General features: G+C 76.2%; 24 protein-coding genes and 1 tRNA gene. 14 read left to right on the top strand and 11 right to left on the bottom strand.

Annotated elements, in window-relative coordinates; translation table 11 throughout:
- The first annotated feature begins 31 nt into the window (after positions 1-31).
- Positions 32-1648 (top strand): hypothetical protein, encoded by a 1617-nt coding sequence (locus BUE45_RS10185; RefSeq protein WP_073378083.1) that lies wholly within the window; start codon positions 32-34, stop codon positions 1646-1648.
- 192 nt (positions 1649-1840) lie between these two features.
- A tRNA-Pro gene (locus BUE45_RS10180) sits at positions 1841-1914 on the top strand.
- Positions 1915-2093: 179 nt separating this feature from the next.
- Here the strand turns inward: BUE45_RS10180 and BUE45_RS10175 are convergent.
- The 5 genes from BUE45_RS10175 to BUE45_RS10155 all read right to left on the bottom strand — a co-directional run bounded on the left by BUE45_RS10175 (position 2094) and on the right by BUE45_RS10155 (position 6089).
- Positions 2094-3065 carry an MsnO8 family LLM class oxidoreductase gene (locus BUE45_RS10175; protein ID WP_073378081.1) on the bottom strand — a complete coding sequence of 324 codons (972 nt, stop codon included), beginning with the start codon at positions 3063-3065 and terminating at the stop codon, positions 2094-2096.
- 91 nt (positions 3066-3156) lie between these two features.
- The gene (locus tag BUE45_RS10170) at positions 3157-3609 is read right to left on the bottom strand and encodes a carboxymuconolactone decarboxylase family protein (protein ID WP_073378079.1); all 453 of its coding nucleotides are present in this window, start codon (positions 3607-3609) and stop codon (positions 3157-3159) included.
- Entirely contained in the window at positions 3606-4001 is a 396-nt protein-coding gene (locus tag BUE45_RS10165) for a GNAT family N-acetyltransferase (RefSeq protein WP_073378076.1), read from the bottom strand. The genes BUE45_RS10170 and BUE45_RS10165 overlap by 4 nt, the downstream gene beginning before the upstream one ends.
- Positions 4002-4092: 91 nt before the next feature.
- Positions 4093-5145, bottom strand: coding sequence for a pirin family protein (locus BUE45_RS10160; RefSeq protein ID WP_073378074.1), 1053 nt, complete (start codon positions 5143-5145; stop codon positions 4093-4095).
- A gap of 203 nt (positions 5146-5348) precedes the next feature.
- Positions 5349-6089 (bottom strand): GntR family transcriptional regulator, encoded by a 741-nt coding sequence (locus tag BUE45_RS10155; protein ID WP_073378072.1) that lies wholly within the window; start codon positions 6087-6089, stop codon positions 5349-5351.
- 143 nt (positions 6090-6232) lie between these two features.
- Here BUE45_RS10155 and BUE45_RS10150 point away from each other — a divergent pair, with 143 nt between their 5' ends.
- A complete protein-coding gene (locus BUE45_RS10150) occupies positions 6233-6970 on the top strand; it encodes a flavodoxin family protein (protein ID WP_245832958.1) in 738 nt (245 codons plus the stop codon).
- Positions 6971-7010: 40 nt separating this feature from the next.
- The gene (locus BUE45_RS10145; protein ID WP_073378070.1) at positions 7011-7946 is read left to right on the top strand and encodes a DUF5996 family protein; all 936 of its coding nucleotides are present in this window, start codon (positions 7011-7013) and stop codon (positions 7944-7946) included.
- Positions 7947-7989: 43 nt separating this feature from the next.
- Here BUE45_RS10145 and BUE45_RS10140 read toward each other — a convergent pair whose 3' ends face one another.
- A complete protein-coding gene (locus BUE45_RS10140; RefSeq protein WP_245832956.1) occupies positions 7990-8394 on the bottom strand; it encodes a MerR family transcriptional regulator in 405 nt (134 codons plus the stop codon).
- A 145-nt stretch (positions 8395-8539) separates the two neighbouring features.
- Positions 8540-8965, bottom strand: a complete 426-nt coding sequence (locus tag BUE45_RS10135) for a helix-turn-helix domain-containing protein (protein WP_073378065.1) — start codon at positions 8963-8965, stop codon at positions 8540-8542.
- 77 nt (positions 8966-9042) lie between these two features.
- Here BUE45_RS10135 and BUE45_RS10130 point away from each other — a divergent pair, with 77 nt between their 5' ends.
- Entirely contained in the window at positions 9043-9483 is a 441-nt protein-coding gene (locus tag BUE45_RS10130; protein WP_073378063.1) for a MarR family winged helix-turn-helix transcriptional regulator, read from the top strand.
- A 230-nt stretch (positions 9484-9713) separates the two neighbouring features.
- Here BUE45_RS10130 and BUE45_RS10125 read toward each other — a convergent pair whose 3' ends face one another.
- Positions 9714-10055 (bottom strand): DoxX family protein, encoded by a 342-nt coding sequence (locus BUE45_RS10125; protein ID WP_073378060.1) that lies wholly within the window; start codon positions 10053-10055, stop codon positions 9714-9716.
- Positions 10056-10341: 286 nt separating this feature from the next.
- On the opposite strand from BUE45_RS10125, the gene BUE45_RS10120 reads away from it, so the two are divergent.
- Together BUE45_RS10120 and BUE45_RS10115 are read left to right on the top strand one after the other, a co-directional pair.
- The gene (locus BUE45_RS10120; RefSeq protein WP_073378058.1) at positions 10342-11847 is read left to right on the top strand and encodes an MFS transporter; all 1506 of its coding nucleotides are present in this window, start codon (positions 10342-10344) and stop codon (positions 11845-11847) included.
- Positions 11848-11869: 22 nt separating this feature from the next.
- Positions 11870-12436 carry a TetR/AcrR family transcriptional regulator gene (locus BUE45_RS10115; RefSeq protein ID WP_073378056.1) on the top strand — a complete coding sequence of 189 codons (567 nt, stop codon included), beginning with the start codon at positions 11870-11872 and terminating at the stop codon, positions 12434-12436.
- A gap of 143 nt (positions 12437-12579) precedes the next feature.
- On the opposite strand, the gene BUE45_RS10110 is transcribed toward BUE45_RS10115, so the two are convergent.
- The gene (locus BUE45_RS10110; RefSeq protein ID WP_073378054.1) at positions 12580-12840 is read right to left on the bottom strand and encodes a hypothetical protein; all 261 of its coding nucleotides are present in this window, start codon (positions 12838-12840) and stop codon (positions 12580-12582) included.
- Positions 12841-13089: 249 nt separating this feature from the next.
- Entirely contained in the window at positions 13090-14073 is a 984-nt protein-coding gene (locus BUE45_RS10105; RefSeq protein WP_073378296.1) for an ArsR/SmtB family transcription factor, read from the bottom strand.
- 105 nt (positions 14074-14178) lie between these two features.
- On the opposite strand from BUE45_RS10105, the gene BUE45_RS10100 reads away from it, so the two are divergent.
- Positions 14179-14535, top strand: coding sequence for a cupin domain-containing protein (locus tag BUE45_RS10100; protein WP_073378052.1), 357 nt, complete (start codon positions 14179-14181; stop codon positions 14533-14535).
- Positions 14536-14610: 75 nt separating this feature from the next.
- Complete coding sequence (locus tag BUE45_RS10095) at positions 14611-15717, top strand: NAD(P)-binding domain-containing protein (RefSeq protein WP_073378050.1); 1107 nt, start codon at positions 14611-14613, stop codon at positions 15715-15717.
- Between the two features lie 14 nt (positions 15718-15731).
- Here the strand turns inward: BUE45_RS10095 and BUE45_RS10090 are convergent, their stop codons facing one another.
- Complete coding sequence (locus BUE45_RS10090; RefSeq protein ID WP_143173316.1) at positions 15732-16283, bottom strand: TOPRIM nucleotidyl transferase/hydrolase domain-containing protein; 552 nt, start codon at positions 16281-16283, stop codon at positions 15732-15734.
- A gap of 172 nt (positions 16284-16455) precedes the next feature.
- Here BUE45_RS10090 and BUE45_RS10085 point away from each other — a divergent pair, with 172 nt between their 5' ends.
- From BUE45_RS10085 to BUE45_RS10065, 5 genes are all read left to right on the top strand, one after another.
- Positions 16456-17139, top strand: coding sequence for a Crp/Fnr family transcriptional regulator (locus BUE45_RS10085; protein WP_245832952.1), 684 nt, complete (start codon positions 16456-16458; stop codon positions 17137-17139).
- Positions 17140-17280: 141 nt separating this feature from the next.
- On the top strand, positions 17281-18066 hold the full coding sequence (locus BUE45_RS10080) for a hypothetical protein (RefSeq protein ID WP_073378045.1): 786 nt from the start codon (positions 17281-17283) through the stop codon (positions 18064-18066).
- Complete coding sequence (locus BUE45_RS10075; RefSeq protein ID WP_073378043.1) at positions 18059-19711, top strand: hypothetical protein; 1653 nt, start codon at positions 18059-18061, stop codon at positions 19709-19711. The genes BUE45_RS10080 and BUE45_RS10075 overlap by 8 nt, the downstream gene beginning before the upstream one ends.
- A 28-nt stretch (positions 19712-19739) precedes the next feature.
- On the top strand, positions 19740-20303 hold the full coding sequence (locus tag BUE45_RS10070) for a hypothetical protein (protein WP_073378041.1): 564 nt from the start codon (positions 19740-19742) through the stop codon (positions 20301-20303).
- A 63-nt stretch (positions 20304-20366) separates the two neighbouring features.
- Entirely contained in the window at positions 20367-21263 is an 897-nt protein-coding gene (locus tag BUE45_RS10065; RefSeq protein ID WP_073378039.1) for a hypothetical protein, read from the top strand.
- The last annotated feature ends 206 nt before the right edge of the window (positions 21264-21469 follow it).

The following is a 21469-nucleotide window of genomic DNA, read 5'->3' as shown; positions in this document are numbered from 1 at the left end:
CGGCGCCCCGGTGCGTTCGGGAAGGGGCGGGATGGGCGAAGCGGGGAGAAGCGCGGGCGCGGGGCTGCTGGCCGGGGCCGTCGCCCTGGCCGTGCTGACGGCCCTGCCGTGGTCGGACCGGGCGGGCACCGGGTGGGAGGTATGGGCCGGGTTCGGCGTCGCCGCGGGGGCGTGCCTGCTGCTGTTCCACACGTGCGGACCGCGTGGACGCGCGGGGCAGGGCCGGGCGGGGGTGCGCCGCTGGGCCGGGGCGCTCGCCCTGCTCGCCGCCGCGGTGGCCGCGGTGACCTTTCCGGCCGATTCCCTGGAGGCGTTCGCCCCCGCCGAGGGGCTCGTGGTGCCCTCGCGCGCGGCCGTGCGGCTGTGGGTGTGCGTCGCGGCGACCGCGCTCGGCGCGCTGTTCCTGGCGCTCGCCGGCGCCCCGGCGGGGCCGCGTCCGCCGCGGCGGTCCCCGGCCGGGCCGCTGGCCGGAGCGCTCCCGGTCCTGGTCGCGGGAGCGCTGGTGGGGCCGGCGCTTTTCCCCGCGGAAAGGCACACCGTGGCGGCGGGAGCGCCGCCGGCGGGGGACGCCGTCGCCTGGGAGTGGGAGCCGCCGGGGCGGGTGGCGGTCCGCGAGGTGCTCTCCGGCCCGTACGGCCCGCTGGTCCTGCTCGGGGACGGCGCGGTGGCCCTGGACGGGGCGTCCGGCGGAACGGTGTGGACCTACCGGCGGCCGCATCCGGGGACCGGCGGCGGGGGTGTGGGCTCCTGGGGCGACGCGATGGAGGTGTGGAGCGGGGGCGGGCGTGTGCACCTCGCCGAGCGCTCCGAGGAACCCGCGGCGGTGCTCGATGCGGTCACCGGGGCGCGTCTGGCGGGCCGTTTCCCCGGCCGGGAGGCCGTCCGGGCGGCGGCGGAGGAGCGGCTGGAGGAGGGGCGGCGGATCTGGCGGCGGGCCGTGGAGGAGCCGCCGGGGTGCCACCGCGGGCCGGGGCGCGAGGTGGCCGGTGTGCTGGTCGGCCTGGTGGGGTGCGCGGACGGGTTCGACGACCTGGGCGTCCTGGTCGTGGACGGCGTCCGGGCGCGGTTCTCGCTGGTCGGGGTGGACCCGGACAGGGGGAGGGAGCTGTGGCGGCGCGAGTGGGAGGGGAGCCGGCCGTCGTTCACCCCCGTGGCCGCCGTGCAGGGCGATCCCCTGGTCGTCCTGGAGGCCGGTGACGGGGAGCCGCCGGTCGGCCTCGACCCGGCCACGGGGGAGGAGGTGCTGCCCTTCCCCGGGGAAGAGCCGTCCCGGCCGCCCGACGCACTGCTCCAGGCGGACACGGCGGGTCTGGTCGCCGTGTTCGAGACCGGGGACGGCGGGCTTCTCGTGCGGCGCTCCGCGCCGGACGGAGGGATCGTCTCGCGGTGGCGCCCGGAGGGGGCGGCGTTCGACGGCGCCGTTCTCGCCGCGGCGGCCGTCACCCCGGACGCCGTGTTCCTGCCGGTGTACGAGGGCGGCGGCCGTGAGCCGGGGGCCCCGGTGCGCGTGCTGCGCCTGGCGGACGGCGGGGCCGTCGACGACCTCGGCGTGCATCCGGCCGTGGACGTCCTGGCCGGGCCGGGGTGGGCGGTCGCCGTGCTGGGGGACGGGTACGGGCCGACCGGCCTGCGCTCCCTGGCGGGGTGAGGCGCGCCCGGGGCCGACCGGAGGGCGGAGTCCCGGCCGCCGTCGCGGCCGGGATCGGACGCGGTCGCTCCGCAGGGCGGGCAGTGCGGCGTGACCGCCGGGGTGTCGGCCGTGCCGCCTGTGCGGCCGGTCCCGGTGGCTCCCGGAATGCGATAAGGTTTCACCTGTTGGCGCCGTCGCGACGGCCGCCGGCGGGACGTAGCGCAGTTTGGTAGCGCACTTGACTGGGGGTCAAGGGGTCGTGGGTTCAAATCCCGCCGTCCCGACAGGGCAGTAACAGGTCGGAGAAGGGTCCACCGTTTTCGGTGGGCCCTTCTCCGCGTTCCCGGCGGGTGGCGGCCGGGCCCGTGGGGTCCCGGTCCGGGTCGGCCGGGCCCGGAGCGACGGTACGGGCGCGGAACCCGGCCGCCGCGGGCGGACACGCGGGCGGTGCGGGCGCGGCCCGTCAGGGGGTCCGGAGGGAGGCGAGGAACGCGTCGGCCGCGGCCACCTCCTCGCGGTCGTAGGTGCTGACGTTCGCCAGGACCTCCGCACCGCCGGTGTCGTCGAGGAGGTCGCCGAGCGCGTCCTCCACCTGCTCCGGGGTGCCCGCGATCGCCGAGTCCAGCCAGTCGTCCACCGCCCTGCGCTTCTTCTCGCGGGTGGTCCCGTCCAGCAGCCGCCGCACCTCCTCCACGGGGCGCAGCGCGCGGAACTCGCCGACCTCCCGCGAGTCCGCGAAGGCCCAGGCCTCCGGCAGCAGCAGCTCCCGGGCGCGCTCCGGCGTGTCCGCCACGGAGACGTCCACGTTCACCACCAGGTAGGGGTCGGGCACGGCCGGGCTCGGCCGGAAGTCCCGGAAGTACGCGGCCAGGCGGTCGGCGTCGCGCAGCACCGGCCCGCCGACCACCGCCGGCAGCCCCAGTTCCGCCGCCAGGGCCAGCCCGCCCCGTACGGCGAGCACGAACACGGGCACGGGTCCGGTGCCGGGCCGGGCGGTGACCTCGGCCCGCCCCTCCAGGTACTCCAGTACCTTCTCCACGTCCGCCCGGTACTCGCCCTCGGCCAGGGAGGTGCGCCCGAGCGCGCGCCGGATCGGGGCGGTGAACCCGAGGGAGCCGCCCAGCCCCAGGTCGACCCGGCCGGGGGAGAGCGCCTCCAGGACCAGCGCCTGCTCGGCGACCACCAGCGGGCTGTGGTTGGGCACCATGACCCCGCCCGTGCCCAGGCGGATGTCCCGGGTGCGGGCCCCGATCGCCGCCAGCAGCACCGCGGGGGCCGCGCCGGCGACGCCCGGGACCGCGTGGTGCTCGGCGGTCCAGAACCGGTGGAACCCCAGGCCGTCCGCGCGCACCGCCCGGTCGACGGTCGTCGCGATCGCCTGCGCGTCGGACTCGCCCTCGCGCGTGCGCGAGCGGTCGAGCAGGGAGACTCGCATGGTCCCCGGTCCTCTCCGTGCGGTGGTGCGGCCTTCGGGTCAACGGTACGGGCGCCCCGCCGCCGCGGCGGCGGGGCGCCCGTGTCCGGCGTCAGCGCACCGGGTGGCCGCTGGCGATCGAGATGCGGTTGAACGCGTTGATGAGCGTGGCCGTCCACTCCACCGCGGAGATCTGCGCGGTGGTCAGGTGTGCCGCCGCCCGGGCGTTGACCGCCTGGCGGTCGACGGTCGGGTCGATCACCGTCAGGGACTCCGCCAGTTCGAGCGCGGCCTTCTGCTGGTCGGTGAACAGGTCGGCCTCGCGCCAGGCCGGCAGCACGTCCAGGGCGCGCTGCCCCACCCCGGCCTCACGGGCCTTGGGGAGGTGGACGCTCAGACAGGTCGGGCACCCGTTGATCTGGGACACCCGGATGTTGACCAGCTCGATGGTGTCGTCGCCGAGCCCCGCATCGCGCGCGGCGGCCCGGGAGGCCACGGCCGCCTTGACGGCGGCCTTGTAGACCTCGGGGTGCTCCTTGTCGATGTAGGGGCGCTCCGCGTTCATGCCCGCCCCTTCACTGCCTGCTCGACCAGGGCCAGGTCGGCCGGCCTGGGCCGCCGGAACCGGCCGCCCCCGGCGGTGTACGCGTCGCCGTGCTCGCGCAGGTGCCGGGCGAACAGCGGGCACACGGGCACGACGGTGAGGTTCTCGCGGGCCGCGCCGGCCAGGGCCTCGCGGACCAGGATGCCGGCCAGGCCCCGCCCGCCGAACTCGGGTGCGACCTCGGTGTGGAAGATGACGCGCTCGCCGTCGGCCCCCGGCGGGTCGACGAAGTCGGCGCGGCCGGCCGGGGTGCCGTCCTCCAGGCGCACGGTGTAGGCGCCGACGGCGGGCGGTGGTGCGTCGAGTGTGACGTGCACGGCGGCGCCGGTCCTGTCGGTCTGCGGCTCGGGCATGGTGAAGGTCCTTCCGTGGAAGAGGCGGGTGCTGCGGAGGCGGTGGGGCCGGGCGGGGGCGCCCGCCCGGCGCGGGCGGCCCGGGGGCCGGTCAGGCGTCGGAGCGGGCGTGGGGCGGCGGGTTCCTCCTGGGGAGCATCGTGACCGGCGGCAGCTCCGGGGCGGGGATGCGCTCCATCCCCTCGCGGTTCCTCCCGGGGCCGCCGTGCCCGACGTACCCCTCGACGCGGCCGAACCGCTCGCCGTGGTCCTCCCACTCCTGGCGGTAGCGCCGGATCTCCTCCGTCGAGCGGGCCAGGAAGTTCCACCACATGACGACCTCCTCGCCGAACGGTGCGCCCCCCAGGAGCACGAGCCTGGCGTCGCCGTCCCCCTCGTTGGCGATGCGCAGGGTGCGGGACCCCACGCCGGTGTAGCCCAGGGCGTCCTCGGGCACGCGCACGCCTTCGAGCGTGACGGCCCCGCCCGTGTCCACGAGGAGCCCGTGCTCGAAGCCGGGGTCGACCGGCAGGTCCAGTACTCCGCCGGGGCGGAGCCGGATCTCCGCTCCCACCAGCGGCGTGTACACGCGCACGGGCGACCGCGAGCCCAGCAGCGAGCCCGCGAACACGAGCGCGGACCCCCCGTCGAACTCGACGGGTTCGGGGACGTGGTGCTCGAACCCGCGCTCGGGGCGGTGGCGGGCCTCCTCGGGCAGGGCCACCCACAGCTGCACGCCGTGGAGCCGCTCGGCGTCGGGGGTGGAGGTCTCGGAGTGGCAGATGCCCGCTCCGGCCGTCATCAGGTTGACCTGCCCGGGCAGGACGCGGGCGGCGTGGCCGCCGGAGTCGTGGTGGGAGATGGAGCCCTCGAACAGCCAGCTGACCGTCTGGAGGCCGGTGTGCGGGTGGGGGGCCACGTCCATTCCGCCGGTGTCGGCCACCTCGTCGGGCCCGTAGTGGTCGATGAAGCACCACGCCCCGATCAGCGAGCGCCGGCGCTGGGGCAGGGTGCGGCGCACGTCCATCGCGCGGATCCCGCCCAGGGGCACCGCCCGGGCGGTGATGATCTCGACCGGGGCCCCGCCGCCGTGTTCGGCCCGGGGGCCGGGGAGGCCGCCGTCGGCGCACACCTGTGCGGTCGGGTGTTCCTCTGGGTTGGTCATCGCGGTGTCCTCTCTGCCGCGCGGGTGCGCACGGGGAATCTCACGTCGGGTGTGCCCGCGGCCGGGGCCCGCGGCCCCGGGGCGCCCGGAGCCCCCGGGCTCGGCCGGCGCGCGGTCCGTGTCCTGTTCTCGCGTCCTCGTCGCCGTACCGGGGGCCGCGGCGCTCTCCGGGCGCCGCGCGCCGCCCCGGCCGGCGGCGCCGGTCAGGGGCCCTCCGGTGCGGGCGCCCGTGTTCCCGGCTCCGGGCCGGTTCCGCCCGTCGCCGCGGCGTTCTCGTGTTCCAGGGCCGCCAGGGCGCCGTCGACCGTCCGCCGGACGTGCTCCTGGTGCAGCCGGCACGCGAGGTCGGCGTCGCGCCCGACGGCGGCCTCGAAGATCGCCCGGTGCTCGGCGGCGACGTCGCGCCCCTCCTCGCCGTGGGGGTGCGTCCACCGCCGGTACAGCGCCGCGCACTGCACCAGGCCGGTGATGGTCTCCAGCAGCCGCGGGCTGCCGCAGGCCGCCATGGTGGCGGCGTGGAAGGCGTCGTGCGCCCGCGCCCACTCGTCGGCGCCGTCACCGGGCCCGTCCGGGTCGGGGACCGGGGTGCGCGCGAGCCGGTGGTGGGCGGCGACCACCCCGCTCTCCCACTCCAGGGTGCCGCGCTCGACCGCCTCCCGCAGCGCCGCGGTCTCCACCAGGGCGAGCACGTCGAAGAGGTCGACCAGGTCCGCGGCCGTCGCCTGCACGACGGTGAACCCCTGCTGCGGGGTCGCCCGCACCAGCCGTTCCCCGGCCAGCCGGTTCAGCACCTCCCGCACCACGCTGACGCTCACGCCCTGGGCCGCGGCCAGCCCGGCCGGGCGCAGGCGCTGGCCCGGTCGCAGCCGCCCCTCCAGGATGTCCGCCCGCAGGCGGGCGTAGGCGCGCTGGGCCAGCGACGACGCACCGGTTCGATTGGTCATGGGACAAGCCTACTGAAATCTATGCCAAGGCGAAAAAAAGATTTTTTGTTTGACCGTCTATTTTCCCCGGTGTATAACGGCACGTGCCGGAGCCGGCGCGGTCGTGTCGGCGGACCGGGACCCGCACATCCGGAAGGACAACCGTGACCGCGTCCGAGACCGCATCCGCGACCGAGAGGCCCGATTTCTCCGGGCTGCGCGCGATGTACATCAACTGCACCCTCAAGCGCTCCCCGGAGCCCAGCCACACCCAGGGCGTGATCGACCGCAGCGTGGCGATCATGGAGGCGAACGGGGTGGCCGTCGACCAGATCCGCGCCGTCGACCACGACATCGCCACCGGCGTCCGCCCGGACATGTCCGAGCACGGCTGGGAGACCGACGCCTGGCCCGGGCTGCTGGAACGCGTGCTGGCCGCCGACATCCTGGTCATCGGCGGGTCGATCTGGCTGGGCGACAACAGCTCGGTGACACGCCGGGTGATCGAGCGGCTCTACGGCTACTCGGGCGTGCTCAACGAACAGGGCCAGTACGCCTACTACGGCCGTGTCGGCGGCTGCCTGCTCACCGGCAACGAGGACGGCCTCAAGCACTGCTCGATGAGCATCCTCTACAGTCTCCAGCACATCGGTTTCACCGTCCCGCCCCAGGCGGACGCGGGCTGGCTCGGCGAGGTCGGCCCCGGCCCCTCCTACCTCGACGAGGGCTCCGGCGGGCCGGAGAACGACTTCGCCAACCGCAACATCGCCTTCATGACCTACAACCTGCTGCACACGGCGTCGATGATCCGGAGCGCGGGCGGCTTCCCGGCCTACGGGAACCAGCGGACGGCCTGGGACGACGGCAGCCACCCCGACAACGCCAACCCCGAATACCGCTGAGCACCGTGCACACCGGACGCCCCGAAGGAAGTGAGTGCCGATGGACACCCCGGCGACGACGAGCTGGCCGAGCCTGCGGGTATCGGACTGGACCGCCACCCGCGACACCCTGCACATGTGGACCCAGATCGTGGGCAAGGTCCGGATGGCCCACGCCCCGCTGCTCAACCACTGGTGGCAGGTGACCCTCTACGTCAGCCCGCGCGGGCTGACGACCTCGGCCGTCCCGTACCGCACGGGGGCCTTCGAGATCGAGTTCGACTTCGTCGGCCACCGGCTGGAGGTCCGCAGCAGCGACGGCGGGGTGCAGGCGCTCCCGCTCCGGCCGATGCCGGTCGCCGAGTTCTACGCCCGGCTCATGGACATGCTCGACCGGCTCGGGATCGAGGCGCCGATCCGGCCGAGCCCCAACGAGGTCGACCCGGCGATCCCGTTCGCCGAGGACCACGACCACGCCTCCTACGACGGTGAGGCGGCCACCCTCTTCTGGCGCCAGCTGATCCAGGCGGACCGGGTGATCGGCGAGTTCCGGTCGCACTTCGTGGGCAAGGTCAGCCCGGTGCACTTCTTCTGGGGCGGGATGGACCTGGCCTGCACCCGCTTCTCCGGGCGCTCGGCCCCGCCGCACCCGGGCGGGGTCCCCAACTGCGGGGACTGGGTCATGGTCGAGGGCTACTCGCGGGAGCTGTCCAGCTGCGGGTTCTGGCCCGGCGGGGGAGAGGAGGGCGCCTTCTACTCCTACGCCTACCCCGCACCCGAGGGGTTCGCCGACCACCCGGTCGGCCCCGAGGGCGCGTACTTCAGCCAGGAGTTCCAGCAGTTCCTGCTGCCCTACGAGGCGGCCCGCTCCGCGCCCGACCCCGACCGGGCGGTCGCCGAGTTCCTGCGCACCACCTACGAGGCCGCCGCGGACCTCGGGAACTGGGACCGCGCCGCGCTGGAGGACGACCCCTTCCGGTGGCACGGGACCGCCTGAGCCGCGGGGGCGGCGCCCGGCCCTGCCGGCCGGGCGCCGCCGCTCAGCGGGCGCCGGCCGCGGCCAGGCGGTCCCGGCGCTCCCGGGCGTCGCGCAGGAGGCCGTCGATCGCCCCGCGGGCCCGGTCCAGCTCGTCGATGTGCGCGGTGAGGCGCTCGCGCTCGCGGGCCAGGCTCCCCATGGCGCCGTCGACGGTCTCCTCGCTGGGCGCGTCCAGGCAGGGCATCATCTCGGCGATGGTGCGGGTGGGCACGTTCGCGGCCAGCAGCAGCCGCACGAAGCCCACGCGCCCGACCGCCTCCTCGGCGAACACCCGCTGCCCGCCCGCGTTGCGCTCGCTGGTGATCAGGCCCTGCTCCTCGTAGTAGCGCAGCAGCCGGACCTTCACGCCGGTCCGCTCCGACAGCTCCCCGATCCGCACGGCTTCCCCCTCGGTGCTCTGAGGCACGGCGCTCGCCTCTCACATGGATGTGAGGTTTCAGCGTAGCCGCGGACCGAGGGAGCGGCGAGCGGATCCGCGGCGGCACCCGACACGACCGGCCGACCGCCGCGGTGCCGGGGCCGTCCGCCGGCCCCGGGCGGCGCCCCCTGCTTCAGGCCCCGGTGGTGGCCCCGCGGGCGGGCCCGGCGGCGAGGACGGCGCGGGTGCCGTCCAGGACGGCGTTGAGGGCGCGCTCGGCGCCGGCGGCGTCGTCGGGGGAGACCCGCTCCCAGACCGGCGCGGTGAGCGCGTCGATCCGGCGGCCGGTCCGGTCGAGGAACGCGCGGCCCTCGCCGGTGAGACGGTCCGCGCGGACCAGGCCGCGGTCGGCCAGGGCGGCGAGCAGGGGGCCGGGATCGGAGAAGCGGGCCCGGTCGCGGATGTGCGCGGCCAGGTCGCCCCCGCCGTCGAACAGGCCGGTGAGGCGCAGGGCGACCCACTGCTCCCCGGTCAGGCCGCTGTCGGCCAGGACGGTGGCCAGGAGCGCGTTGAGGGACTTCTCGGTCTGTCCGATGAGGCGGGCGCCGAACGGGATCACGGGGACCTCCACTGTTGTTGGTGGAGCCAACGGTACATCTTTATTGGTGGCACCAACAGACTGATAGCGTGGGACCCATGGTCCACAGACTCGACGGCCGCGCCACCTGGCTGGTGGGCCGGGCGCACCTGCGCTCGCACGGCCTGCTCCAGGAGGCGTTCGCGGCGGCCGGCGCGCGCCCGTACCACTACCGGCTGCTCGCCGCGCTGGAGGAGTCCGGCCCGCTGAGCCAGGCGGAGCTGGGGCGGGCCGCCGGGCTCGACCGCGGCGACGTCACCCGCTCGCTCGATGTCCTGGGCGGGAGCGGCCTCATCCTGCGCGAGCCCGACCCCGCCGACCGCAAGCGCAACCGGGTCTCGATCACGCGGGCGGGCCGGGCGGAGCTGTACCGGCTGGACGCCGTGCTCACCGAGGTCCAGGAGCGGTTCCTGGCCCCGTTGTCGGCGGGGGAGCGCGCCGTGTTCCTGGGCCTGGTCGCACGGCTGGCCCGGGACCCCGAGGGCGCCCGGGAGGCCTAGTCGTCCCGGGTCGGCCGCCCGCTCGCGCGGGGCCGCCCCGGCGCCGGTGGCACACCCGGCAGGAAGGCGTCCGGCGCCGCCCCGGCGTGCCGCCGGATCCCGTCCGCGTCCATGCGGGCGGCCTCGCCGTCCAGCGGCATGGCCCGGTCGGCCGGCCCGCCGATGACCGGCCGGTTCGGCCGGGCCGCAGCGCGTACCACCGGGGCGGGGGCCGGCCGCCGCCCCGGGCGTCAGGGCAGGTAGGCGGCGAACGCCGCCACCGAGGCGGTGAAGAACAGCGCCCAGGGGCCCAGGCGCAGGTCGCCGACGCGCAGGTGGGCGGCGAGGGCGCCGAGGAAGTACAGCACCAGCCCGGCGGAGGCGGCCGTCCCCACCGCGGGCACGGCCAGGCCGAGCAGCAGCCCCAGTGAGCCCGCCCCGAGTAGGGCGCCCAGCAGGGGGATCCACCTGCGGGGCACGCCGAGCCGGTCCGCCTCCTCGCGCGGGTAGCGGTGGCCGGACAGGTCGGCGACCGCTGCCGCCGCGCAGGCCAGTGCCGCGGGCAGGACGGCGGCGAGGTGGAGGAGGTGCATCGTTCGGCTCCCGGGTGTCGACTGCGGTCACGCCCCTGTGACGGATCGCGGGACCCGGATGTGACCGCGGTCCGCTCGGAGCCGGGTACGGGACGGCGGCGCGGAGCCCGTTCTGCGAACGCCCTTCCGGCTCCGGGCCGGGGCCTGCGGGGAGGACGCCGCACAGCGGACCGGGGGCGGGCGTCCGGTGGACGGCCGCGTCCCTCCCGCACTCTTCCGTAGAAAGTTGAACGATGGTACAACTTGTGCAATCGTTCAACTTGTTCTCGTGAAAAGGGGAGGCGTCATGCAACGCCCCGGAATACGGGCCTGGGCGGGCCTCGCGCTGCTGTCACTGCCCACGGCCCTGCTCGGCCTGGACGTCACGGTGCTCTACCTGGTGCTGCCGAGCCTGGCGGCGGACCTGGAGCCCACGGCCGCGCAGACGCTGTGGATCATGGACGCCTACGGGCTCCTCATCGCGGGCTTCCTCGTCACGATGGGGAGCCTGGGCGACCGCGTCGGCCGCCGCCGGCTGCTGGTGGCCGGCGCCGTCGCGTTCGGGCTGTTCTCGGTCCTGGCCGCGTACGCCCCCAGCGCGGAGTGGCTGATCGCCGCCCGGGCGCTGCTCGGCGTCGCCGGGGCCACGCTCATGCCCTCCACGCTGGCGCTCATCGGCACGCTGTTCCCCGACCCCCGCGACCGCGCCCTGGCCATCGGGGTGTGGGCCACCGTGTTCGCCCTGGGGATGGCCGCGGGGCCGGTGGTGGGCGGCGCCCTGCTGGCGCACCTGCCCTGGGGGTCGGTCTTCCTGGTCGCGGTCCCCGTGGCGGCGGTCGTGGCGGTGGCCGCCCCGGTCCTGCTGCCCGAGTACCGGGCCCCGCGCGCGGGCGGGTTCGACCTCCCCGGCGTGGCCCTCTCGCTGGGGGCGCTGCTGCCGCTCGTCCACGCCGTCAAGCACCTCGCCGTCGACGGGCCCGACCCGTGGACCCTGGCCGCCGCCCTGGCGGGCACCGTGTGCGCGGTCCTGTTCGTGCGCCGCCAGCTCCGCTCCCCGGCGCCGCTGCTGGACGTGTCGCTGTTCGCGGACCGGGCCTTCTCCGCCGCCCTGGTGGTGCTGCTGGTCGGCCTGGTCGGCGTGGGCGGGGCGATGTTCCTGGTCACCCAGTACCTGCAACTGGTCGAGGGCCTGGCGGCCACCGAGGCCGGGCTGTGGATGGGGCCGCCCGCCCTGGCCATGCTGGCCGCCGCCGTCGGCGCCCCCCTCGCCGCCCGCCGCATCCGCCCCGGCACCGTCATGGCGGCGACCCTGGCCGTCTCCCTGGGCGGCTACGCCCTGCTGGCGGCGGCCGGCCCGGGGGACCGGCTCGGCGTGGTCCTCGGGTTCGCCCTGGTCTACCTCGGCCTGGGCGCGATCGCCGCGCTGGGCACCGACATCGTGGTGGGGGCGGCGCCCGCGGAGAGGGCGGGGTCCGCGGCGGCGGTGTCCGAGACCGTGCAGGAACTGGGGCTGGCGCTCGGGGTGGTGCTGCTGGGCGGGCTGGCCGGAGCCGTCCACCGGCAGCGGGTCGTGCCGCCCGAGGGCGTGTCCGCCGACGTGGCGGCCCGGGCCGGCGAGGGGCTGTCGGGGGTGCGCTCGGTGGCCGACCGGCTGCCCGACGCCACCGTGCAGAGCGCGGTGGACGCGTTCGTCGCGGGGCTCAACCTGGCCGCCCTGGCCACCGGGCCGGTCATCGCGGTGCTCGCGGTGGTCTGCGCCGCCGCCCTGCGCCACGTCGGTCCGATCGGAGCCCCGGTGCCCGCGGACCGCTAGCCTGGGCGGTGTGGGAGGCACCATGGGCGAGGCGGCGGCGGCCACCGACGGGCGCAGGATCCGGGGAGAGCGCCGGCGGGCGGAGATCATCGAGGCGACCCTGCGCGTCGTGCGCAGGGACGGCGCCTCCGGCGTGACCCACCGCACCGTCGCCCGGGAGGCGGGGGTGACCGCCAGCCTCACCACGTACTACTTCGCGACCCTGGACGACCTGCTGGTCGCCGCGCTGGCCACCGTCGCCGACCACTACAGCGGGCGGGTCCGCGCCGTCATCGACGCGGGCGGGGACACCCTGCGGGGCCTGGCGGAGCTGATCGCCGAGTCCGCCGGGACCGGGCGCGAGCGCGCCCTCGCCGAGCGGGAGCTGTCGACGCTGGCGGCGCGGCGTCCCGCGCTGCGCCCGCTGGCCCTGCGCTGGCGGGAGAGCGTGGCCGAGCTGGCCCGGGCCCGCACCGACGACCCCGCCGCGGTCGAGGCCCTGGTGGCCGCCTCCGACGGGCTGTGCGCGTCCCTGCTGCTCGGCGGGGGAGAGGCCGACACCGACCACGTGTACGCGGTGCTGGACCACGCGCTCGCCGGCGGGCGCTGACCCTTTCCGGCGGCCCGTGATATCGGTCCGGCCCCGGAATGCGCTTGCGCTTCCCGGAATCGCGTCGCGTGTGGTTGTTTTCTTTCGGGCGCCTTTTCGGCCGGGTCCCGCGGAGAATGTCCGCGGGACCTTTCCCCCTGCGGTCAGGGGCGGCGCAGCCACAGGTAGACGGTGGCTCCGCCGTCGCACTGGTAGTCGTCGTAGCGGCGGTTGTCCACCTGCTTGCGCCCCTCCTCGTGGCAGGCGGCGTAGGTCCAGTACCAGGAGTAGTACTCCCAGCAGGGGCGGGCCCCGCCGTTGGACTCGCACTGCGGCGTCGGCTCGACGGCGGCCGCGGGGGAGGTGAGGCCGAGGGTGGCGACGACCGTCATGGCGGCGACGGCGAGGGTCCTGGTGAGCTTCACGAACCACCTCTTCTGTGTTCCCGTGAAAGGGTGTCCGGAATGTGCCCTGAGGGTGCGCGATCGCGCTTTTCCGGATCGAGAGGATCATAGGTTGCCACTTGTTAAAGCAGGGGAAAAGTGAGGGTAAAGCAATGGTCAAGTGAATTCACATATCCGAATTCTGTGATTTCGTTCCCCGCCTCCCCGCCTCCCCGCCTCCCCGCCTCCCCGCCTCCCCGCCTCCCCGCCTCCCCGCCTCCCGGGCCCGGATCAGCCGCGGCCCAGGAGCGCCTCGCCCAGCGGGGTGCGCGTGTGCAGGACCCGGTTGCCCTCGCGGCGGGCGTGCACCAGCCCCGAGCGGTGCAGCACCGCCAGGTGGTGCGAGGCCGTCGACACCGCCATCGCGCAGGCCTGCCCGGTCTCGGAGGTGGTCCGGGGCCCGTCCAGGCAGGCCAGCACCCGGGCCCGGCCCGCGCCCAGCAGCTCGCCGAGCGCCGCCTCGGCCGCCGCTCCGTGGATCCAGGTCTCCGACAGCCCGTCCACCGGGTAGAACAGGCTGGGCTGCACCGGCGGCTCGGTGAGGACCGCGCACCGGGCGGTGCCCATCACCGACGGGGCCAGCACCACCCCGCTGCCCTCACAGCGCACGTCCTCGTCGTGCAGGCGCAGCGCCACCTCGATGGTGTCGCGGTTCCAGCTCACCGTCTCGTGCAGGGTCGACACCATCGCGCCCACCCCGCCCGCCCCCATCCGCCGCATCCGCAGGTCGATGTCGGCGCCCATCAGGCGGCGGACCTGCGGCCAGTGCGGGGCCATCGTCGCCTCCCACACCTGCTCCCAGGCGTCGGCCAGCATGTCCCGGGTCCGCCCGGGGCGCTCGATCATGCGCGCCACCAGGTCCCGGGCCCGGCCCTCGGACCGCACCAGCACCTTGTTCAGGTCGAACCGGACCGCGTCCAGCGCCACCCCGCGCAGCCGCTCGACCTCGTCCCGCGGGGTCATGTCCCAGCTCGGCGCGGCGGTGAGGAAGTCGGGGAAGTACCCCTCCCGGCGGACCACCGCGGCCAGCCGGTCCAGGGCGGGGCCCGGCACCGACGGCTTCACCGACCGCAGCCACCCCCACTGGAGCGGGTGCCGCTGCGGGTTCAGCAGGATCCGTACCGCGTGCGCCAGCTCGTGGCCGGGGGACACCCCGAACCGGATCGCCGACACGTCGTCCGCGCCGATGTGGAAGCGGGCGCTCTTTCGATCCATGTCGAAACAGTAGAGCCCCGCGGCGCCCGGCCGCCAGTGTGGGGGCATCGCCGGGAGCGGGGCCGCGGGGCCGCCGCCGGGCACCGACACCGGGAGAAGGACACCATGGACGCCACCACCGCCCGCGCCATTCCGTTCGACGAGATCGTCGTCGGCCAGGCCCGCCGCACCGGGCTCTTCGAGGGCCGCAAGTACGGCTCCGGCATCAGCTTCTTCCTCGTCGACAACGACCCGGGACAGGGCCCCGGCCTGCACCGCCACCCCTACAGCGAGACCTGGACGGTCCTGGAGGGCGAGGCCTCCATCACGATCGGGGGAGAGCGCGTGGTGGCCCGGGCCGGGGACACGGCGGTGGTCGGCCCGCACGTGTGGCACGGGTTCGTCAACTCGGGCACCGGTCGGCTGCGCATCATGTGCGTGCACGCCTCCGACACGCTCATCCAGGAGTTCGAGGACGAGTGACCCCGCCCGGCCTGCGGGGAAGAAACCCCGCCGCCCGTTGTTGCCCATGGACGGCGGCGATGCGAGGGGGAGGCCATGGCGGACGGGGGCACGGGCACCGGACCGGGGGAGGCCGGCGGGGCCGAGGCGGTCGTGGTGGGTGCGGGGCAGGCGGGCCTGTCGGTGGCCTGGCACCTGCGCCGCATGGGCCTGGTCCCGGGCGAGGACGCGGTGGTGCTGGACCGGGGGCCCGCCCCCGGCGGGGCCTGGCAGTTCCGCTGGGAGGCCCTGCGCCTGGACGACGCCCACAAGGTCGAGGACCTGCCGGGCATGCGCGAGATCGGGTTGAGCTTCGCCACGGCGGACGGGGCCCGGCCCGCCCGCGACATCGTCCGCGAGTACTACGACCGCTACGAGCGCGCCTTCGACCTGCGGGTGCGCCGCCCGGTGCGGGTCACGGCGGTCCGCGAGGCCGGGGACGGGCGCCTGCGGGTGGAGACCGACCGCGGCGCGCTGCTCACCCGGGTGCTGGTGAACGCGAGCGGGACCTGGGGGCGTCCGTTCCGGCCCTACTTCGCGGGGGCCGCCGGGTTCCGGGGCGTGCAGGTCTCCACCCCGCAGTACCGGGCCGCGCGGGACTTCGCCGGCCTGCGGGTGGCGGTGGTGGGCGGGGGCACCTCCGCCACCGGCTTCCTCCACGAGCTGGAGGGGGTGGCCGCCGCCACGGTCTGGGTCACCCGCCGCCCGGTGCGGTTCACCGACGACCCCGGGGCCGGGGTCGCCGCGGTGCGGCAGGCCGACGAGGCGGCCCGCGCCGGCCGGCCGTTGCCGAGCATCTCCGGCGGCACCGGGCTGCCCGCCACCCCGCGCAACCTGGCCGCCGTCGAGCGCGGCCTGCTGGTGGCCCGCCCCATGTTCGCCGCGATCGAGCCCGACGGGCTGCGCTGGGCCGACGGCTCCTTCGAGCCGGTGGACGCGATCATCTGGGCGACGGGCTTCCGCTCCGAGCTCACCCACCTGGCCCCGCTGGGGCTGCGCGAGCCCGAGGGCGGGCTGCGGGTGGAGCAGGGGCGCGCGGTGCGCGACCCGCGCGTGTTCCTGGCGGGGTACGGGCCGCAGGCCAGCACCATCGGCGCCAACCGGGCGGGGCGCACGGTCGCCCGCCAGGTGGTGGAGCACCTGCGCGCCCCGGCCGGGGTCTGACCCCGGCCGGGGCGTCAGACCGTTCCGGCGGCCGTCTCCAGGGCGGCCAGGACCGCGGCCAGGGGTTCCGGCACCAGGCCCGGCGCCAGGGCGTCCGCCATGGCCCGGGCGTAGCGCTCCTTCTGGTTGCTCATGAACCCGTGCAGCTGCCGGTCCGCCGGCCGCCCCCGGTGCGCGGGCTGCCGGCGGTAGGTGCGCAATGACCGCTCCCGGCCCTGCCCGGCGATCACCCGCTCCACCCCGGCCACGCCCAGCGCCCGGATCAGCTCGTCCTCCAGGTCGGCCACGCACACGTGGAAGTCGGGGCCCAGCCCTGCCCCGGCGAAGGCCCTCGCGAAGTGGCGCTCCTCGGCGGCGTCGCACAGACCCACCAGGCGCAGACCGGCGCCCCGCGGCCCCAGCAGGGTCACGAAGCGGCCGACGTTGGTGGCGCCGCCCATGGGCACGATGGCCGTGCCCAGGGCGCCCGGGTCGAGCCCGCGCCGCCCGGCCAGGGCCAGCAGCGCGGAGCGGTCGCTCTCGCCCTCGACGAGGACCGCGGTGCCGAAGCCGTTCCGCCCTTCCACGCGCGCCACCCTACGGCCTGCCCGCCGGGCCGCCCAGTCCTTTTCCCGCGTTTGCGCCGGTACATGTCCTGTCATATGACGTCACGCTTGGACAACGCCCGACGCATCACCGGTGGACGGCACGGGCCGGTCGCCCACCATGGAGGGGAGGGCGTCGAGTGGCCGGGGAGGCGTGGCGGTGGTCAGGCAGGGCTTCGGAGGACTGCTCCGGGACGACCAGTGGGAGGCGCTGGTGCGCGCCGGATCGCCGCGGGTGCACCGAACGGCGGTGCCGATCATGGGGCAGGGGGACCGGGACGACACCGTCCACCTCCTGCTCGGCGGGAACGTCAAGGTCTCGGTCCTGCTGCGCGACGGCACCGAGGCCCTGGTGGCGATACGCGGTCCCGGCGAGGTGCTGGGGGAGATGTCGGTGCTCTCGGGCCTGCCGCGCACCACGACGGTGCGGGCGGTCCGCGCCTCCTGCTCCACCCACGTGATCCCCGGGGTCCGGTTCCGCTCCCTGGTGCGCACCATGCGCTTGGAGCGCCTGCTGTGGGAGCACATCGTGCGCAGGCAGCAGGAGAGCGAGGAACTGCGCACCGAGATGGCCAAGCTCGGATCGCGCCGGCGGCTGGCCGAGACCATGCTCCGCCTCGCCGGACCCCCGGCGGCGGACCCGGGCACGGTCGAGCTGCACCTGACCCAGCGCGAGATCGGCGAGGCCGTCGGCCGCTCCCTGTCGTGGGTCCAGACCGAGATCCGCCGCCTGCGCGAGGCCGGGGTGGTGTCCACCGGCCGCCGGAGCCTGATCATCCACGGCGCCGAGCGGCTGCGCGGCGCCCTGGCGGACGACGCCGGTGCGCGTACCGACTGATACACGGATACATCCGCGAAGAACGTCCCCCCGGATGCCCAGTTCTGGGTAATAGGCCCGTCCGCAACGGGTGACAGTGGTGTCCACGCGGTCCCCAAGGACCGTGTGCTTTCACTCGCCACCCAGGAGCCGACGAAGACCATGGCGGACATTTCCCGTCGTGCCCGGCGCACGAGCCTCATGATGCCGCCGCAGCGCGCCGTACTGGCACTCGACGCGGAGGGGTACTCCCGCACCTCCTCCCGCCACCAGAGGATCCTCAACACCGCGGTCCGTGAGGTCCTGGAGGAGGCCTTCGACCGCTGCGGCCTGGCCGACCTGTGGCGGACCTGCGCGTTCCCCCAGCACACCGGCGACGGGTACGTCGTCGGCGCCCCCTCGGAGTACCTCCCCCTGCTCGTCCACCCCCTCATGGACGAACTCCAGGGCGTCCTGGCCGACACCCAGCCGCACCTGGCGTTCGAGGACCGCGGCCTGCGGCTGCGCCTGCGCGCCGCGGTGGGCCTGGGCCCGCTGCCCGACAGCGGCGGCGCCGAGCCCGGCGACGGCGTGGGCACCGCGATGACCGAGACCCACCGGCTGCTGGACGCCGCCCCGCTCAAGGAGGCCCTGGCCGCGGCCGACCCCGAGATCACCCTCCTGGTGGTCGGCCTGACCGGCCGGGCCCACGAGGACGCGGTCCTGGGCGGGTACACCGCCCTGACACCCCGCGCCTTCCGCCCCGTCGAGGTGTCGCACCCGGCCAAGGGCTACCGCGCCCCGGGCCACCTGTACGTGCCGCGCCCCTCCTCCCGGCCCGGGGGTGCGGCACCCGGAACCGCCGGGCGCGAGGGTGTCCGGCACAGGGACGCCGACCCCTGGGCGCCGCGGCCCGGCACCCGCCCGGCCCCGGGGTCGGTCGTCTTCGAGGCGGTGCACGATGCCTGACGCGACCACCCGGGTCCTCCCGGCCGCCGACGCGGCCCCGCCCGCTCCCCCCGGCCCGGACGCGCCCGCCCCGGGCCGGGGGGACCCTGCCCCGCAGGGGTTCGCCGCCGACGCGCCCACCGGCACCTCCTCCGAGGTCACACGGCTGATGTGCCTGGGCGCCTACCTCGACCGCGTCTACCGCCGGATCGTCCTCGGCCGCCTGGTGGAGGACGCCCGCCGCGTGGTGGCCCCCTCCTACGGGTTCGACGCGGAGCCGGTGGTCGCCCACTGCCTGCGCGCCGACGCCATCGACGAGGAGTTCCACCGCCGGCTGTCCACCGCCCGGGTGGTGGCCGTCGCGGTGCTGACGGGCGTCCTGCTGCTCCTGGCCGTGGGATGGGCCGAGTCCGTCCGGTTCGACCGGGTGTCGGCCTGGACCGCCGTCGCCCTGGCGCTCGTCCTTCTGGCGCTCTGCGTCCGGGTCGGCGTCCACTTCCTGCCCGGCGACACGGGCCGGGACGCCGTGGCGCTGGCCCGCGAGGCCGACACCCTGCTCATGCCCTGGCTGGTCCGGCGCGCCCACCGCGAGCGCCTCAAGCGCATCCTGGCCCGTGAACTCAGCGAGGAGACCTTCACCGGCTCGGTCCCCATCGCGCACGTGCCGAGCAAGCACGTGCCCCTGCTGCGCGCGATCGCCCGTGAGCAGTACTCGGCGCTCGTCCCGTACCGGAACGAGGACCCCTTCCTGGGGGCGGGCGGCGAACTGCACATGTGGTCGATCGCCCTGGAGCTGCGCGAGGCCGGCGCGGACCGGTCGGCGCCCGCGAGCCCGCTCGACGAGCGCGTGGTCGTGGACCTGATCCGCCCCCAGCTGGAGTCGCTGACCCTGTCGGCCGCCGAGGACGGCCGCGACCGGCTCGGCGGCCTGGAGATCGCCGAGTGCGTGTACCTCCCGGGCACGCTGCCCCACGGGGTCCCGCGCAGCAGGCTCCCGGTGGGCGGGCCCGACGACGCCCGGGTGGCCGACCACCTGCGCGCCGCCGTCGGGGAGGGCGGGGAGCGGCGCCGCCACTTCCTGCGCATCCGGGTGGCTGGCTGGGACGAGCAGGTCGTCGTCACCGTGTTCGTCCGGGTCCACACCCAGGGCGGGATCCTGCTGCTGGAGATCGTCCCCTACCTGCTCGGGCCCCTGGAGGAGCGGTTCCGGATCATGGACGGCCTGGTGGACGCGCTCACCTCCGGGGTGGACGTGGACGGGGGGCTCGACCAGTGGATGGCCCACGACACCGGGCTGCGCAAGACCCTGGGCGCCCTGCTGCCGGCCGCCCGTTCGGCCGGGGAGGCGTCCGCCTTCGACGACGGGGACATGCGCGTCCGCGGTCCCGTGTTCTCGCTGCGCGAGCACGTGGACGGCGGAAAGCTGTCGCACTTCCAGCGGATGGACGTCATCCGCTACGTCAAGACGCTGGGGCTGCGCATCACCGAGGGCGTGGACCAGGCGCTGGCGCAGGCGGGATACGAGACCGAGGAGTTCCGCCAGCAGGTCGTCAACGTCGGGGAGGGGGCCGTCTTCATCGGCGGCTCGATGAACAACGGGGCCATCGCCACCGGCCGCGGGGCCAGCGCCCAGGACCACTCCGCCCGGAGCGCTCCGCAGGGCTAGAGGACACGGGAACGAGAGGGGAGAGCACATGGCGCACGAACACGACGGGCCCGAGCACCAGGAGGAGGAGGGCGCCCCCGCCGCGGGCGGGCTCTACATCGGGGGATCCGTCACCGGCGGCGCACTGGCCACCGGCCACAGGGCGTCCGCGCGCGACGAGTCCCGCCACGAGGGCCCGGCGGCCCCGCTGCCGCCGGTCACCGCCCGGCCGGTCAGCGCCCCGGCGGGGCAGACGGTGGTCGCCGGGCACGTCACCGGCGGCGCGGTGGCCACGGGGAGGGACTCCGAGGCGGTCGACGCCTCGGTGCGCACCGACCCGCTCACGGCCAGGGCGCTGGAGGACCTGCGGGAGGTGCGCGCCGCGCTCGCCGCCCTGCCCGCCACCTTCGAGACCGAGACGGTGGGCGGGGCACTGGACGAGGCGCGGCGGGAGATCGAGGAGGGCGGAGCGGTGGCCCCCGGGCTCCTCCGACGCCTGCTGTCCCTGGTCCGCGGCGGCAGCACGGTGCTCGGCGAGGTGGCGCGCTCCACCCGAGCCGTGGAGGACCTGCAGTCCTCCCTGATGGCGATCGAACAGCGCCATGGCGGCTGAGCCGGGGCCGGTCCCCCTCCGGCGCGCGGCCGCACCCGGAAACCACGAGAAAGGCCGGACACGATGACGACGACACCGCGCTGGGACGACGAGCGCCAGCGCTGGGAGAAGCCGGCGGAGCGGCCGCTGCCCGAGCCGGGTGAGGCCGGGGTGCCCTGGGCGCCCGTGGCGGGGCTGGCGGCGGCCGTGCTGGTGGGCGCCTCCCCTGGGCTGGTCACCGCGCAGGAGGGGCCGCCGGCCGTCGCGGGCGAGCCCGCGGCGGGCTACTTCGGGGACGACGGGACCGGCGGGGAGACGGACGGGGAGCCGACCGCCGCCCCCTCCGACTCCTCCGCCTGGAACGACGGCACCCCGGGCGGCGACCCCTTCGGCGGCGGGGACGGCGGGGACGGCCCGGCCGGCGACGGCGCGGGAGGAGAGGGGACGGGCGGGGACGACACGGACGCGCCCGGGCCGGACGACACCGCGACCGACCCGCCGGACGGCCCGCGGGACCCCGCTCCCGGCGCCTCGGAGGAGCCCTCCCCCGACGCTCCGACCGCCCCCGACACCGCGCCCGCCCTGGACCCGGGGCTGTGGGAGCCCGCCGGCGAGGGGGAGGACGAGCGCACCTTCACGCTCGTCGCCGACGACCGCTTCGAGGCCGTGCTCGCCTGGGAGGAGGGGGAGGAGGCGGACCTGGACCGGGTGCTGGAGGACCGGGTCCGGGTGCCCGCCCGCGACGAGGAGGCGTACGAGGAGGTCTTCTCGGCGGCGGAGGGCGCGTGGTCGCCGGGCGACCCGGCGTTCGAGTTCCGCCACGGGACCGATCCCGCGCGGTACGCGCTGGCCACGGCCCTGGCCCGCGACGGGCGGGTGGTGACCGTGACCCTGCGCGGCCCGGCCGAGGCGGAGCGCGCGGACCTGGAGGGGTACCTGGGGGAGGCGGTGGCGTCGCTGGGCGGGGCGGACGGGGGGTGACCCCCGCCGACGGGCCCCCCGGGGGCGGCTGACCCGGGGGCGGGGCGGGAGTGCGTCGAGGACGGAAGGCGCGCGCCCGCCCCGCGGTGTTCCCGCGGGTCGTGTGCGGGGGGTGGTGGGTGTGCCGCGGGGTGCCCGCGGGGCGTTCGCGTCACGGCGTCCCCGGCGTCCCTCTCGCCGCACGCGTCCCCCGCGCCCCGCCGGTC

It is taken from the genome of Nocardiopsis flavescens (assembly GCF_900141985.1).
GTDB classification, from domain to species: domain Bacteria; phylum Actinomycetota; class Actinomycetes; order Streptosporangiales; family Streptosporangiaceae; genus Nocardiopsis; species Nocardiopsis flavescens.
This window is presented reverse-complemented; position numbering and strand designations above follow the sequence as displayed.

Coding starts and splice junctions, on each gene's coding strand:
- BUE45_RS10160 (WP_073378074.1), bottom strand. CDS start 5,145: ATGACCAACCCAGAGGAACACCCGACCGCACAGGTGTGCGCCGACGGC.
- BUE45_RS10065 (WP_073378039.1), top strand. CDS start 20,367: ATGACGACGACACCGCGCTGGGACGACGAGCGCCAGCGCTGGGAGAAG.
- BUE45_RS10100 (WP_073378052.1), top strand. CDS start 14,179: ATGGACGCCACCACCGCCCGCGCCATTCCGTTCGACGAGATCGTCGTC.
- BUE45_RS10115 (WP_073378056.1), top strand. CDS start 11,870: ATGGGCGAGGCGGCGGCGGCCACCGACGGGCGCAGGATCCGGGGAGAG.
- BUE45_RS10170 (WP_073378079.1), bottom strand. CDS start 3,609: ATGAACGCGGAGCGCCCCTACATCGACAAGGAGCACCCCGAGGTCTAC.
- BUE45_RS10130 (WP_073378063.1), top strand. CDS start 9,043: ATGGTCCACAGACTCGACGGCCGCGCCACCTGGCTGGTGGGCCGGGCG.
- BUE45_RS10120 (WP_073378058.1), top strand. CDS start 10,342: ATGCAACGCCCCGGAATACGGGCCTGGGCGGGCCTCGCGCTGCTGTCA.
- BUE45_RS10075 (WP_073378043.1), top strand. CDS start 18,059: ATGCCTGACGCGACCACCCGGGTCCTCCCGGCCGCCGACGCGGCCCCG.
- BUE45_RS10105 (WP_073378296.1), bottom strand. CDS start 14,073: ATGGATCGAAAGAGCGCCCGCTTCCACATCGGCGCGGACGACGTGTCG.
- BUE45_RS10080 (WP_073378045.1), top strand. CDS start 17,281: ATGGCGGACATTTCCCGTCGTGCCCGGCGCACGAGCCTCATGATGCCG.
- BUE45_RS10125 (WP_073378060.1), bottom strand. CDS start 10,055: ATGCACCTCCTCCACCTCGCCGCCGTCCTGCCCGCGGCACTGGCCTGC.
- BUE45_RS10165 (WP_073378076.1), bottom strand. CDS start 4,001: ATGCCCGAGCCGCAGACCGACAGGACCGGCGCCGCCGTGCACGTCACA.
- BUE45_RS10185 (WP_073378083.1), top strand. CDS start 32: ATGGGCGAAGCGGGGAGAAGCGCGGGCGCGGGGCTGCTGGCCGGGGCC.
- BUE45_RS10145 (WP_073378070.1), top strand. CDS start 7,011: ATGGACACCCCGGCGACGACGAGCTGGCCGAGCCTGCGGGTATCGGAC.
- BUE45_RS10155 (WP_073378072.1), bottom strand. CDS start 6,089: ATGACCAATCGAACCGGTGCGTCGTCGCTGGCCCAGCGCGCCTACGCC.
- BUE45_RS10070 (WP_073378041.1), top strand. CDS start 19,740: ATGGCGCACGAACACGACGGGCCCGAGCACCAGGAGGAGGAGGGCGCC.
- BUE45_RS10095 (WP_073378050.1), top strand. CDS start 14,611: ATGGCGGACGGGGGCACGGGCACCGGACCGGGGGAGGCCGGCGGGGCC.
- BUE45_RS10175 (WP_073378081.1), bottom strand. CDS start 3,065: ATGCGAGTCTCCCTGCTCGACCGCTCGCGCACGCGCGAGGGCGAGTCC.